The 13,747-nt window shown below is 50.1% G+C and carries 12 protein-coding genes; all 12 read right to left on the bottom strand.

What is annotated here, in order from left to right:
- Positions 1-333: 333 nt before the first annotated feature.
- From L6H65_RS16385 to L6H65_RS16440, 12 genes are read right to left on the bottom strand one after another with little or no spacing between them, the layout of a single operon-like run.
- Entirely contained in the window at positions 334-1,671 is a 1,338-nt protein-coding gene (locus L6H65_RS16385) for a UDP-glucose dehydrogenase family protein (protein ID WP_236343705.1), read from the bottom strand.
- A 42-nt stretch (positions 1,672-1,713) separates the two neighbouring features.
- On the bottom strand, positions 1,714-2,847 hold the full coding sequence (locus tag L6H65_RS16390) for a hypothetical protein (RefSeq protein WP_236343665.1): 1,134 nt from the start codon (positions 2,845-2,847) through the stop codon (positions 1,714-1,716).
- Positions 2,848-4,221, bottom strand: a complete 1,374-nt coding sequence (locus L6H65_RS16395; protein WP_236343666.1) for a sugar phosphate nucleotidyltransferase — start codon at positions 4,219-4,221, stop codon at positions 2,848-2,850.
- Between the two features lie 47 nt (positions 4,222-4,268).
- Positions 4,269-5,150 (bottom strand): UDP-N-acetylmuramate dehydrogenase, encoded by an 882-nt coding sequence (murB, locus tag L6H65_RS16400; protein ID WP_236343667.1) that lies wholly within the window; start codon positions 5,148-5,150, stop codon positions 4,269-4,271.
- Between the two features lie 5 nt (positions 5,151-5,155).
- Positions 5,156-6,100, bottom strand: coding sequence for a glycosyltransferase family 2 protein (locus L6H65_RS16405; protein ID WP_236343668.1), 945 nt, complete (start codon positions 6,098-6,100; stop codon positions 5,156-5,158).
- Between the two features lie 13 nt (positions 6,101-6,113).
- On the bottom strand, positions 6,114-7,136 hold the full coding sequence (locus L6H65_RS16410; RefSeq protein ID WP_236343669.1) for a glycosyltransferase: 1,023 nt from the start codon (positions 7,134-7,136) through the stop codon (positions 6,114-6,116).
- Positions 7,137-7,150: 14 nt separating this feature from the next.
- A complete protein-coding gene (locus L6H65_RS16415) occupies positions 7,151-8,191 on the bottom strand; it encodes an NAD-dependent epimerase (protein WP_236343670.1) in 1,041 nt (346 codons plus the stop codon).
- A gap of 26 nt (positions 8,192-8,217) precedes the next feature.
- Entirely contained in the window at positions 8,218-9,510 is a 1,293-nt protein-coding gene (locus L6H65_RS16420) for an oligosaccharide flippase family protein (RefSeq protein ID WP_236343671.1), read from the bottom strand.
- Positions 9,511-9,551: 41 nt separating this feature from the next.
- Positions 9,552-10,829, bottom strand: a complete 1,278-nt coding sequence (locus tag L6H65_RS16425) for a UDP-N-acetylglucosamine 1-carboxyvinyltransferase (protein ID WP_236343672.1) — start codon at positions 10,827-10,829, stop codon at positions 9,552-9,554.
- 50 nt (positions 10,830-10,879) lie between these two features.
- Positions 10,880-12,115: a glycosyltransferase family 4 protein gene (locus L6H65_RS16430; RefSeq protein ID WP_236343673.1), complete on the bottom strand. Its 1,236-nt coding sequence runs from the start codon at positions 12,113-12,115 to the stop codon at positions 10,880-10,882.
- Between the two features lie 2 nt (positions 12,116-12,117).
- Entirely contained in the window at positions 12,118-12,678 is a 561-nt protein-coding gene (locus L6H65_RS16435) for a putative colanic acid biosynthesis acetyltransferase (RefSeq protein WP_236343674.1), read from the bottom strand.
- Between the two features lie 4 nt (positions 12,679-12,682).
- On the bottom strand, positions 12,683-13,747 hold the full coding sequence (locus L6H65_RS16440) for a glycosyltransferase family 4 protein (RefSeq protein WP_236343675.1): 1,065 nt from the start codon (positions 13,745-13,747) through the stop codon (positions 12,683-12,685).

The following is a 13,747-nucleotide window of genomic DNA, read 5'->3' on the forward strand; positions in this document are numbered from 1 at the left end:
AGCGCTAAACGCGCGATTGAAGCTGTCCGCAGTCCCGTCATACAATACAGCGCTAAACCACGCGATTGAAGCTGTCCGCGATGCCGTCATTAAGACGTTTTTTCCGGCTTAACGCTGGCGAAATGCTCATTTCGTACGCTGTAAGCAGGTTTTTCCGTTTAAAAGTGGCAGGGAGCGCGATCGGAGTGGCTTTATTAAGCCTATAACACGATTTTTCCTGCTTACAGCACCCCTTCGTGCTGCCAGTTCTTGCTTTAACGCGGTATTTCCTGCTTACAAAGGAAAAGTAGAAGGAGATAGTGCCTATGCCGCATGGGAGACGGCTTCTCAGCATTAGAAGGAAAGAAAGGGAATCTGCTCCCTGACGCCCTTGCTCATGTTGGGACGGCCGACTGAGTAATAAACGAATTCAGTGCCTGCCAGCTCTTCCTCACTATAAATATTCCGGCCATCAATCAGATTGGGCTTCTTCAGCCAGGTCTGAATTGCAGCCAGTGGAATGAGCTGGAACTCTCTCCATTCTGTCAGCACACATAAGGCGTCAGCCCCTAGTGCCGCTTCTTGCGCAGACAGACAATAGGAGATTCGGGAATGCTTCAAGTTACTCTGGAAATTATCAGCTGCTACAGGATCATAAGCTTTGATCTTTGCGCCCCGCTCTATTAAAGAGGCCATAATCTCATATGCAGGCGCATCGCGGACATCATCTGTCTCCGGCTTAAAGGCCAGCCCCCATATCGCAATCGTCGTACCGCTCAAGTCGCCAAGAATCGTCTCCAGCTTGCGAATAACATTGAAGCGTTGATCGCGATTCACCTCGACAACTGACTTCAACAGCTTGAAATCATAGTCCACATGTCCGGCAATCTGAATAAGCGCCTCGGTATCCTTCGGAAAGCAGGAGCCGCCATAGCCGATTCCGGCTTTGAGGAAGGATGAGCCGATTCGCTTGTCATAGCCCATGCCTTCCGCAACTCTCGTCACATCTGCCCCCACCTTCTCGCAAATGTTGGCAATCTCGTTAATAAACGATATCTTCGTCGCCAGGAATGCATTCGAGGCATACTTGATCATCTCGGCGCTTCTTACATCCGTAAGGAGAATGCGATCTGTCAATGGCTGATGCAGCGCTGTGAGCAGCTCTCTGGCTTGCTGGCTCTCGGTCCCGATAACAATGCGGTCGGGATTCATCGTATCCCGTATGGCGGAGCCTTCTCTTAGAAACTCGGGAACCGATGCGATGGCAAAAGAGTGCGAGCTATGCTGGCGTATCAAGCTTTCCAGCTTCTCGTTCGTTCCTACGGGAACTGTGCTCTTGGTTGCGATCACCTTAAAGCCGTTCATGGCGCCCGCTATTTCCCTGGCGGCCTCCATAATGTAGCTGAGGTTCGCTTCCCCATTCGGCAGCGACGGTGTGCCGACTGCGAGTATGACGACATCGGCATTCCTTACTGCCGCTGCCAAATCAGTCGTGAATCGCAGTCGGCCGGCATCTGTGCTCTTCTTGATCAATTCCTTGAGGCCCGGCTCATAGATCGGGACCTCTCCCTGCTGAAGCATATGAATTTTACCTGCTGCATGATCGACGCATGTGACATCATTGCCAAGGTCAGAGAAACAGACCCCTGATACGAGCCCCACATAACCAGTGCCAATAACAGCCAGTTTCATCCTTATCATTCCTTCCTCATATCATGAGAAGCCTGAACCTACCTACACCCATTCATGGAGAAATGCGCATATCCGCTGCAATTGCTCGTCACTGTCAGAAGCAGCATCTCCTGTGGGAGCCGCATAGATGGCATCTACAAATTGCCTTGTTATCGCGCTCCCCTTCAGCTCATCCCACCCGATCATTCTGTAAGGATGCCGCCCTGTCAGGGCATTCGTTGTATGAAGGTCCTCCATGAATAAGTCCCGCTTCACCATCAGCAGCGGCTTATTGCAATGGACGGCTTCACTTATAACCCCCCAGCCAGGCTTCGTAATGACGATATCTGCGAGGGCCAAATAATTTTGCGATTCTGTATAGCTTGGCGGAATTCGAACAACATTAGGGCCGCTTGCATCCATATGGCTGGAGACGATAAATGTGCAGTCCTCATCCTTCCACATCGCCATATCCTTCATATCGCGAGCATGAATATCCATTCCTAATGCGACGAACACCGTTAACGCTCCGTCATCCTTGCCCTTGCCCTTCCCATGCAACGACTGCAACCTGCTCCATTCCCTCTTCTCCGGCGCACGACAAAAAAAGCCCGCCTTGACATATCCGCGACGGCCCCAGGGAGGCTCTTCCGAGCCTGCCAGACTTATGAAATAGTCCATATGAAGATAAGCATCATACAACGGTGCAAGCAGCCCGCTATCCAGCATCTTCTCGTATGCCGTGTACCACGTAAAATTGGACATGCCGATGGAGGTTATACCGGCCTGACTGGCCGCTTTGATCGGAACCGGGGAAATATCGGACAGCACCATATCCACCTTGTTCTGAAGCAGATAGTCTCTCTCCCGTGCTATCAAGTCCGGGAATACAGACATATAGCTGCGATACTCAACCTGTAGACGGTCAAGATCAGGCTCCATACTATTCTCCTGCACGAAATAACCCAAATCCGTCGCAGCGTCGCGAAATTCCAGACCCTTCTGTGCAGCTGCCCGCAACGATTCCCGTACAAATGAAAGCGGTCTGGAGCAGCAAACGATGAACCGAAACGGTCTCGGAGACGTTTCCAGTAAACGACGAATAAGCGCGATTCCCCGCGCTGCATGCCCATAACCATAATCCGAGATATAATAACAAATCGTGCTTTGCTTCTCCATCTCCATCTGCATCTGCATCTACATCTTCATGCAATGCTCGGCAACTTCATTCCAAGTGCTGTACAGCTCCACCACCTGGTTCACATCCCGCTGAACCCCGCTCTGTACAACAATCACCTCAAGCTCCGTTATCGCCCGAATGCTGTGCAATGTCTTCATCGGAATATGCAGAACATTACCTGCTTTGACCCTCATGAAATTACCGTTCTGAATGAACTCGCCTTCGCCCTTTACAAGCGTCCACACCTCTTCACGATTGGAGTGCAGCTGATAGCTCAGGTTCTTGCCCTCCTGAATGCCCACTCGCTTCGTAACTACACAGCGTCCGTCATCATAATGCTGGTCATCGAGAATGCGTACCCATCCCCACTGCCGTTCCTCGTACATCGGTCCTTGATCATAGTTAATGAAGTCCTTAATTCTTGGACTGGCGCTCTTATCCGTCACTAGTATGCCGTCAGGGCTTACTGCGACTACGACATTCGACAGGCCGAGAATCGAGACAGGAATATCGATTTCATTGATTAAATGCGTATTCTGGCAATCACCGCTGATCGTTCCCTTGCCAATTTGCTGATGCTCCATTTCCTCTGTCAGCGTATTCCAGGTTCCCAGGTCCTTCCAATATCCTTCATATGGCAGTACCGTTATGCGCTCTGCCTTCTCCACCACCTCGTAATCAAAGCTGATCTGAGGGATTTTATGATATTGTTTGACCAGCTCTTCATATTGAATAGGGAGTCCCTTGTCTTGAAGCAGCCCAATCATATAGCCGAGCCTGAACGCAAACACACCGCAATTCCACAACGCATTCTGATCGATTAGCGCTTGCGCCTGCTCCTCCGAAGGCTTCTCCTGGAAATAGCTGACCTTCTGATTCAAGGAAGCGTCCCGCTCCTCAGCGACAGGAATAATATAACCGTACTTCGAGGAAGGATAAGTCGGCTTCACGCCAATTAACGCCAGATCGCAATCATCATCCTCCTGCAGCACTTGCTCAAGCTTCCGGACCGCATCGAAGAAATGATCCTCTACATAAGGGTCCACCGGCAGTATGCATACGACCTCGCTCAGTCCGATCACCTTGAAGGAATACAGATAGGCTGCCGCCAGCGCAATCGCCGCGAACGTATCCCTTCTTGACGGCTCAACGATTAACGGAACGTTCAAGCCTATCTGGCTTTGCATCATTTCCACTTGCGATTTGCTCGTCGCAATATAGCTCTCCTCACCCAATCCATTTGCAGCAATCTGCTTCCATACACGCTGAACCATCGATTCGAGCTCATTGCCATCATTCCCAAGCACTTTAAGAAACTGCTTCGACCGCGAATCATTGGACAGCGGCCACAATCGTTTGCCTGAGCCTCCGGATAGCAGCACTAGTTTCATCTAATACCCCTCCTAGCTTCCCTATCGATTCTCGGCTTGCCGCAAGCCTATACGTAAATAACTTCCTGCTCCATCTCTATTCCCAGCTGCGCGGCTACCGTGCTTTGCATTAATTGAATCAAGTCCTTCACATCCTGCGAGGCGGCATTGCCCCGGTTAATGATCCAATTCCCGTGGACCGGACTAATCTCCGCATTCCCGATCTGATATCCCTTCAGTCCGACTGCCTCAATGCATTTTCCCGGATGGGGCCCATTGGCCGGGCTTTTGAACGTACTGCCGACAGTCGCCACATTCATCGGAAACTTCTTCTTCCTCACATTAGCAATTTCTCTGGTCGCCAGCATCGGCTTATTTTTATCATCGTCATAAGGGGCGTGGAATACAGCGCTCAGTATAATATTTCGGGTTCCAGTAAATCCGCTGTGGCGAAAAGACAGCCCGCATTCCTCTGCCAGCTTCGTCCGGCAGTCGCCATTCTCATCGAGATACGTGACGGAATGCAGCACATCCGACAGCTCCTTGCCTGAGCTGCCTGCATTCATCATCACTGCTCCGCCGACAGTTCCAGGGATGCTGACCATAAATTCAAACCCCTTCACACCTTCTTTTGCCATCTTAAAAGCCATATTGGGCAGCGTTGCGCCTGCCTCAGCATATAGGAGCTGCTGGTCAAGCCTCATCCGGCTCAGCCCTTTGCCGATATGTACAACAATTCCGTCCAAGCCCTCATCATCAACGATAATGTTCGACCCGTTGCCGATAAGCACCATGCGGGCATCGCGATCCCGGCATATTCTCACAACAGTCTGAAGGTCCTCTACGCTCTGCGGGGCGACATAATAGCTGCACCTTCCACCAACCGCCATCGTCGTGATCGATTTCAAAGAGTAATTACTCTCTACCCTGCATGCCAGCTCTCCAAACATATCCATCACCTGCTTATCTTTGTTATGATCCGCATGTTTCTTCTGAAGATCAAGTAATTGATCCATTTCATTGGAACGAGTGCAAGCAAGCCATACTTCAGCTTCGATAATCCGCTTGTTTTGCTGGCCGCAATCTTCCGGAATGCCTTGGCTCGATCCCCAAGCAGGATATAGGTTTGAATTTCCGAGATATCCTGCGCCTTCAAGACATCGCTGCGCTCCGCCTGATTCAGAGAATGGAGATGACTGGAGACAACATCTCTCGTACTCATCAGCATCTTCAGGCTTCTTCCCCCACTGACGTTCTGATCCCCGTAGTATCGCTTCATTAATATCGGGATTTCGCAATAAGCAGCCGAATAACAGTCCGCGATTCTCAGCCAATAATCATAATCCTCTGCAAGACGCAGCTCAGTATTAAATAAGCCGATGCGTGCTACGACCTCCCGCTTGATCATGACCGTCGAGGTTCCGATGAAATTGCATCGCAGCAGCTCCTTCTTGATATCTCCTTTATAGAAACATTTTACAACCGGGTATTCGAAGAACTCGCCATTCTTCTTGTACACCCTGTTTATGAATTGTCCATACACAATTCCCGCTCCAAGGTTCGTCTGGAACCCAGCAACCTGCAGCTTGAGCTTATCCGGCATCCACAGATCATCCGCATCGAGCAGTGCAATAAGCTCGCCGGTTGCCCGCAGCAGGCCTGCGTTCCTTGCTGCCGAGGGTCCGCCGTTGCTTTGCTTGATATAGTGAAGCGAGTCCCGCTGCCCAGTTTCCTTATAGGCTCCAATGACCTCCTCTGTGCGATCGCTGGAGCCATCGTCTACAACGATAACCTCATGCAATTGATAGCACGGATCAGCAGTCTGATTATAGACGCTTTCGATCGCTTCAATAATCAAGTGCTCGCTATTGTAGGCCGGTATGACAACCGAGACTTTCATGCTGCACCTCCTTTTACATATGCTCCAGCGTTCCTTCCTGCTGCTCACTGGCAAGCGGCTTGCCAGCACCGCTTCTTCTTGCTTTAACGATCGACAAGCCTTTCGCTGTCATTCGCTGCAGCAGCTTGCTTCGATTCAGAAGGAATAGAAAGAGGTGCAGGCAAGCATTAGACAGCCCCAGCTTCTCCTCCATACTTTTGCGGTTAAAATAAAGCGCCTCCGAGGTCTTTCCCCGGTACAAGGCGGTCATCGCATGCCGCCCAATAATCTTCGACAGCCTTCGTGTCCGAGCCCGATAGAATGCGCCATATATCCCGTATCGATCAATGAAGTCCGGCTCATTGCGCATTCTCAGCTCGATGCACTGGATGCCCATCTCATCAAAATACTTCTGCATCAACATTTTATCGAGCGAGGCGCTAACACCATCGGATAGAAAATATCTTCTGTACAGCACCTCAGGAACGATCGCAAAGGAAGTCAGCATGCTCATTCGCAGCCAGAGATCATAATCCTGGCAAAACTTGAAAAACTCCCGGTATCCGCCAGCCTGCTCATAGACCTTCTTCCGAAACATGACCTCCCCATGCGTAAAAGGATTCTCTTTTATAATTTGCTTCGTCAATGAGATGGACTCGTCGATTACAGGCTTATTAATAAACGATGTACCGGTATTCTCGAAGTAATTCTCAACATAGCAGCCGACAACGCCAATGTCGGGATGTGATTGCAGCAGCTCCAGCTGACGTTCGATCCGGGTTTCGGACGAAATATCCCCAGAGCCATGAATAGCAACAATTTCACTGCTCGTCTGCATGATCGCGCTTCGGATCGATTGGACGAACCCCCTATTGCTATGGGTGATCACCCTTAAACGGGGATCTTGAATGGAGCGCAGTCTAACGAGCGTACCGTCCGTTGATCCATCATCTATCGCAATGACTTCAATATCCGAATACGTTTGTTTCAGCAAGCTTTCGATGGAATCCACCACATAATTTTCACGATTATAGTACACAGTCACGATAGATACCATGATTGCCATTCACCTCAAGTTATTGGATTAGACACTGGATTCGGAATGGACGCATAATACTGCACATACCAATCCAGAAATTTGCCCAGTCCCTCTTCAATGGAAGTTGAAGGCTTGAAATCAATGTCACGGACCAAATCATCCACATTCGCAAAAGTAGCGGGAACATCGCCAGCCTGCATCGGGAGATACTCCTTTATCGCCGTCTTGCTCAGCTTCTTCTCGATGATCGAGATGAAGTGGCCAAGCTCTACTGGCTGATTGTTCCCGATATTATAGATCCGATAGGGTGCGGTGCTCGTGCTTGGATCTGGATCGTCGCCCTGCCAGTGCGGGTTGGGCTCGGCCTTTTTGCCGATCAGCTTCACGATTCCCTCTACGATATCGTCAATGTAAGTGAAATCGCGCTTCATGTTGCCGTGGTTGAAAACTTTAATCGGCTCGTTATTCATGATTGCTTTGGTAAAAGAGAAGTACGCCATATCCGGCCGGCCCCATGGACCATATACCGTAAAGAAGCGAAGGCCGGTCGTTGGCAGCCGATACAGGTGGCTGTAAGTGTGCGCCATCAGCTCATTGGCTTTTTTCGTCGCTGCGTACAGACTGACAGGATGATCGACATTATGCGTCACAGAGAAAGGCATCTGCGTATTCGCGCCATATACCGAGCTGGAGGATGCATAGATCAAATGCTCGGCCTTATAATGACGGCAGGCCTCCAGAATGTTCATGAATCCGGCAAGGTTTGAATCGACATATGCCCTTGGATTCGTAATGCTGTACCGCACACCCGCTTGCGCGGCAAGGTGTACAACAACTGCAATGTTATGCTGTTCAAAAATCTCATCAACCTGCTCCTGCTTCTCCAACTGGCATAAGAAGAACTTGAAATTTCGGTGCTCCTTCAGCAGCTCCAGGCGCGACTGCTTCAGACCCGGATCATAATAATCGTTCATGCTGTCCAAGCCAAGCACCTCGCAGCCTTCTTGAAGCAGCTTATTCGCGAGATGAAATCCAATAAAACCAGCCGCCCCGGTAACGAGTATATTTGCCACTGAATCAACCTGCTTTCTATACCGATTTATCTCCTGAGATCGCTTCGCTTCATAATAAGCAGATCTCTGATCGAAACCTTTGTTTGACGGGAATAGACAATCAAGAACAGAATGCCGCCAATAATATAACTGATGGAGGAAGCGATAGCTGTCCCGTTAATGTTATAAAGCGGGATCAGAATCAAATTCAACACAATATTGAGAATGAGCGGAATGATATACACAGCCAGCGCGAACAGCGGCTTCCCTCTTCCTGCCAAATCCGCGTTCAACACTTTATAGAAGAACATAATAAAAATGCCGGGCATCAGAAGACGAATGACATTAGCCGCATCGGTAAATTGTTCGCCGTACAGAACACCTACAATAATCGGCGCGAATACAGCGATGACAAGACAACTGACCAGCGCGACCGGCAGCATCATCCTGAGCAGCTTGGCTGCCCTGTTGATCGCCTCTTCCTGTGTCCGGCTGTTAGCGCTCTTCGCGAACAGCACCATGCCGGCCGCAGCGGGCAATTGCCAGATCAATTCAGCCAGAATGACGCCGACAGCGAAGTTCCCGATCGATCTCAAATCCGAGAGCTGCTCCAGCATGAGAATGTTGATCCGGTAGTTCAGCTGCAGAATAAACAGCGCAATCGCATAGGAAATTCCTTTCTTTAGAAACTTCAGAGGCAGTCCATTCACATGACCTATACGGAACGGCGCAAGCCTCATGACGATAAGACAGGACTGTACGGCAAGCATGGCGGCAATCAGCAAGTTGACGATTGTCGCGCCAAGCACGCCAAGCTGCAGCAGCCAGACAAGGATGACGACGCTGGCGAAGTTAAGCGCGATATTCCACAGGTCCAGCTTATTGATTTTGCCGAGCTGGTCACATCCCTGCAGCACACCATTGGAATATCTGGCGAACAACGTGAACGGAACGCTCAGCAGCGCAATCAGCAGCAGCGTGCTGCTATACTTGCCGTAATAGAATATTCCGAAGTAGACAGCAATGAATATCACCGACAGTAGTGATGATAGAACCCAGAGCAGATACGTCGTCTTCATAATATCGTTGATCGGATACACCTTCTGCCCGATGTAGAAAGCCGTTGCCTGACGGATGCCCAGATCGGTTATTGTAGCCATCAGCGTAGGGACCATGAAGATGACCGTCACAATGCCTCTGCCTTCCGCTCCGAGCATTCTGGCAAGCATGGCGGAAATAATAAAAGCGCCGAATAGCGTAACCCCTTTTGTTACGACTGTAACTGCGAGATCTTTTGCCGTTTTGGATGCTCTGGGACGTGCCGCTGCGATTTCAGCCAAGGTAATCAACTCTTTTTATCATAAATTTTAGCCGGTGCTCTTTAGGAAATACGGCTTTCAATATTGGCGCCGAGCTGCTGCAGCTTGCTGACGATATTCTCATAGCCGCGCTCAATCTGGCTGACGTTGCTAATGATCGTTACACCTTCTGATACAAGTCCTGTCAATATGCAAGAGGCGCCGCCGCGAAGATCAGTTGCTTTTACCTCCGCGCCCTGCAGCCTTCTGCCTCCTTCGATAATCGCTGTATTGCCGAAGGCATGGACGCTGCCGCCGTACTTTTTCAGCTCGTCAATATATTTGAACCGTTCCGTGAACCGCAGATCCGTAATGGTGCTCTTGCCATTAGCGACAAAGGCCAGCGCCGCAAAGATCGGCTGCATGTCGGAATTAATACCGGGATAGGGGGCTGTGAACAGGTCAAAAGCGCGTTTCTCCTTTTTCCCCGAGGCATACACAGCTCCTCCCCACTCGAACACATCAATGCCGATTTCCTTCAACAGACGCGCATCCTCCTTGATGAAGTCCAGAGAGAAATCCGGGATGCATATTTCCCCTCCCGTCATCGTAGATGCCACAATATAGGTGACCGCTTCATCCCACCCCGGCATAACCGCGTAGCGAACTCCGCCTCTAATCGACTTCACGCCTTTGATCTGAACGATACGATTCGAGCATTCCACCTCTGCCCCCATCAAATTCAGCAGCTTGGCCAGCTCCATAATTTCCGGCCGCGTGTTGGCATTGAGTATCGTCGTCGTTCCCTCAGCAATGGCGGCAGCTATCATAATATTCTCAGTACCGGACGTCGTTGGCAGGTAAAATTCAATCTCTGATCCAACGCTTCCCTTGGAGGAAATATGAATCCCTTCCTCTGTTTCATCAATCGTCGCGCCAAGCTTGCTCAGTCCCATCAGATGAAGATCATATTTGCGGTCCCCGATCTTGCAGCCGCCTGGCATTGGCAGCAGCAGCTCGGACTGCAGTGCTGCTGCTAATCCAAGCAGCAGCAGCGAATACCGAATCTCGCTTGCAATCGGATTGATGCTCCCATTCGGGAAGCTGCCTCTGGCGCATGATACTGTACTGCCGTTTACTTCAATCGCAGCCCCGGACTCCTGCAAAATTTGAATGAGAATCTTAACGTCGCGCAATTCCACCGGAACGTTGTCCAGCAAGGTCGGCTCTTCTCCCAAGCATGCTGCCGCAATCATCGGAAGAGCTGCATTTTTGGCGCCTGATAGCTTGATCGTACCCGTTAATTGATTGCCGCCAGTTACTACAAATGTTTTCGTGCCCGTTAACGTTGCCGTCATCATGACCACTCCTATCCTTTTTTTGTATATAGTGTATATCATTTCCGCCTCTGCTACATGGACAAGAGCAGCTCCCTGTACTTCTCCAGTGATTGCTCGCGGCGCAAATGCTTCTCCAGATACGCCCGTCCTCTCGCTCCGTAAGCTGTAATCTCGCTGCTGCTCAGATTGTGCAAATAACGGAGCTGTCGCTCGATGGCCTCATACTGCTGCGGCTCAGCCAATACCCCGCACTGACTTTCCTCAATCAGACGCTCTGCCTCGCTTCCGCTCTCCAGAACGCCCATGACCGCTTTGCCGGCAGCCATCACGCCATAGATCTTGCTTGGAACCGATACCCCTTTAATGCCCTTCTGATTAACGACCAGATGCACGTCAGCTGCATTCAAGGAATATTTCAATTGGTCAAAGGGCTGAAACGGCAGGAAGTACACCTGTGACAGCTCATTCTCATCTACGAACGTCTGCATTTGCCTCTTCACAGCCCCTTCGCCGATGAACACAAAGACAAGATCCTTAATATCGCTTAGCTGCTTCGTAATTCGGATTAAATTTTCCAAATCATAATACAGCCCCACATTGCCCGAATACATAACAATGAACTTATCCTTCCAGCCGTTGCGCTCGATAAATTCCGCTACCTTCGGATGCTGCTTCGTTAGCGGGACAATATCCTGCTCATTGGTCCAATTGTTGATGACCGAATTATCCGTCACAGGCAGATTGGCGAATCTGTGCAGCAGCGTCTGCTGCATATCCTGACCCACTGTAATGATGTGATCCGCCCACCTGCAATTAAGCGTATCCATCCACCTTGCAGCGCGGAAGAGCAGCTTCCGCTTCGTATACCCGACTGCCTCCGCTTGCTCGGGATTGAAATCCTGAATATTGTAAATATGCTTGGCTCGCTTGAACAGCTTGCCGATTGTCCCGATGAGGCCGCCCAATATCGGAGGCTGCGAGATCGTATAGATGAAGCTGAGCTTCTTCTGCCGAAGCACCATCACATTGGCATAAAAAAAGTAAGCTGCAATATAACGCAGCCTACTGAGCTTGTTCCCCTTATCCACTTTAGGAAGCCGGATTCGTATAATATTGATATTCTCCAGCCGGTCATAAACAATCCGCTTGCGCTTGTCTTTCCACTCATCAGCATCAGGATGCAGCTCAGCGATAACCGTAATGTTGAAGTCATGCTGCAGATGCAGACACAGCTCTGTCAGCAGCTGGCTCGTCGATGCAAAGTCCGGATGAAAATAATTAATAACAAACACAATATTATGCTTCATCCCTATCCCTCTTCCATCTTTCGCTCTTTAAGAAACTTTGCGGGATATCCGACATGAATCTCGCCTGCCGGAATGTCCTTCATGACCGTGCTTCTCGCCCCGGCCACTCCCAGCTCATGAACCGTAACACCGGGGCAGACGAACACATCGCTGGCTATCCATGCGCCATCCTTAATAACAATCGGCTTCACGATCAGCCCGAAGCTGGGATCATTCAGCTTATGACTGCCCGTACACAGATAAGAATGCTGCGATATGACACAATGCTTGCCGACGACGATCACATCAAGACTGTAGAACTCCACATGATCGCCAATCCATGAGTGCTCGTCAATGCGAACCTTCCACGGATAAGTGAACCTGGCAGACGGTCTGATCCTCACACCCTTGCCAATTGCAGCCCCGAACCGCCGAAGCAGCGCATTGCGGAAATTGTACATCGGATGCAGCGAGAACCGGAACAGCGTCCCCTGTACGAACCACCATAACAGCACGGCTATGCCGCTTCTTCCTCGGGAGTACCAGGATTGATCGTATTTGGTCAAGTCAATATTCATATTCATCTCGTCAGACCTCATCCATTATGGTTTCCAGCCTCTTCAAGTAATCGTTCTCTTTGAACTTGATCAGCGTTGTTCGTCTATTCTCATTCGCATACGCAATCAGCCTCGTACGCTCCTGATCCAACGCCTCAATGGCATCTGCGATATCCTGCGGACAACGGGGCCTTACCAGAGAACCATTGCTTGACGTGACGATGTCAGGTATGCCTGCGTGGCTGGTCGATATAATCGCAAGCCCATTCCCCATCGCCTCAATAATCGAGATCGGCTGGCCTTCATTCGGATAATACGTAGGCAGAACGAACACATCGCATTGCGAGAGAAGCCGCTTCTTCTCCTCTCCCATAACAACGCCATGATAATGAACGATCCCTTCCAGCCCGTTATCCCGTACATAGCCGAAGAACTCGTCCTTGTCCCCATCATTGAAGAATTTGCCGGCAAAATGAATCATAACCCGCTTCGTTCTCAGCAAGCTCGCCGCCTCAAGCAGGTCGTAATAGCCTTTACTCTTGATAAAATTGCTCATGTAGACGATCTCAAGCTTCTCCTTGCCCTCCGTTAGCCGCTCGACCTTATGGGCAAATTCATGGTCGCTAAGCAGCACCTGATCTTCTACGCAATTCTCGCAAATTCTAATCTTGTCGGCGCTTATGACATCGGCGAACAGATGCCGGAGACCGCTGCTCAGGACGATCATAATATCGATCCGGGAGAGCATCTTCTTGTTCAGCCAGCGTTGAAGGGGATTGAACTGCCTGTACAGCTCCTTGTAGTATCCGCCATGATAATGAATAACGATCTTCTTCCTCTTCTTCAGCAGTCTCCACAAAATGAACATATCTCTCAGATTGCCAAGCTTGGTCTGGGATATTGTAAAGTAATAAATATCCGCTTCCATGGTTCCCACTTGATTCAGATGGGCGGCAATCCTCTTATTGTCCTTAATGTCCACGCAGGAAAGCTGATACTTATCGTTGAAGAGCCTCGAATTCATAATCGTTCGCAGCGCAATGGACAGCCCGTGTATCGGGGGAGGGAATTGTCCAATCAAGCATATTCGCTTCAT

The sequence above is a fragment of the Paenibacillus plantiphilus genome (assembly GCF_927798095.1).
Taxonomy (GTDB): Bacteria; Bacillota; Bacilli; order Paenibacillales; family Paenibacillaceae; genus Paenibacillus_Z; species Paenibacillus_Z plantiphilus.

Excerpts from the sequence above, each read along its gene's own strand:
- L6H65_RS16385 (WP_236343705.1), bottom strand. The coding sequence starts at position 1,671 with ATGAAACTGGCTGTTATTGGCACTGGTTATGTGGGGCTCGTATCAGGG.
- L6H65_RS16390 (WP_236343665.1), bottom strand. The coding sequence starts at position 2,847 with ATGCAGATGCAGATGGAGATGGAGAAGCAAAGCACGATTTGTTATTAT.
- L6H65_RS16395 (WP_236343666.1), bottom strand. The coding sequence starts at position 4,221 with ATGAAACTAGTGCTGCTATCCGGAGGCTCAGGCAAACGATTGTGGCCG.
- murB (WP_236343667.1), bottom strand. The coding sequence starts at position 5,150 with ATGTTTGGAGAGCTGGCATGCAGGGTAGAGAGTAATTACTCTTTGAAA.
- L6H65_RS16405 (WP_236343668.1), bottom strand. The coding sequence starts at position 6,100 with ATGAAAGTCTCGGTTGTCATACCGGCCTACAATAGCGAGCACTTGATT.
- L6H65_RS16410 (WP_236343669.1), bottom strand. The coding sequence starts at position 7,136 with ATGGTATCTATCGTGACTGTGTACTATAATCGTGAAAATTATGTGGTG.
- L6H65_RS16425 (WP_236343672.1), bottom strand. The coding sequence starts at position 10,829 with ATGATGACGGCAACGTTAACGGGCACGAAAACATTTGTAGTAACTGGC.
- L6H65_RS16430 (WP_236343673.1), bottom strand. The coding sequence starts at position 12,115 with ATGAAGCATAATATTGTGTTTGTTATTAATTATTTTCATCCGGACTTT.
- L6H65_RS16435 (WP_236343674.1), bottom strand. The coding sequence starts at position 12,678 with ATGAATATGAATATTGACTTGACCAAATACGATCAATCCTGGTACTCC.
- L6H65_RS16440 (WP_236343675.1), bottom strand. The coding sequence starts at position 13,747 with ATGAAGCGAATATGCTTGATTGGACAATTCCCTCCCCCGATACACGGG.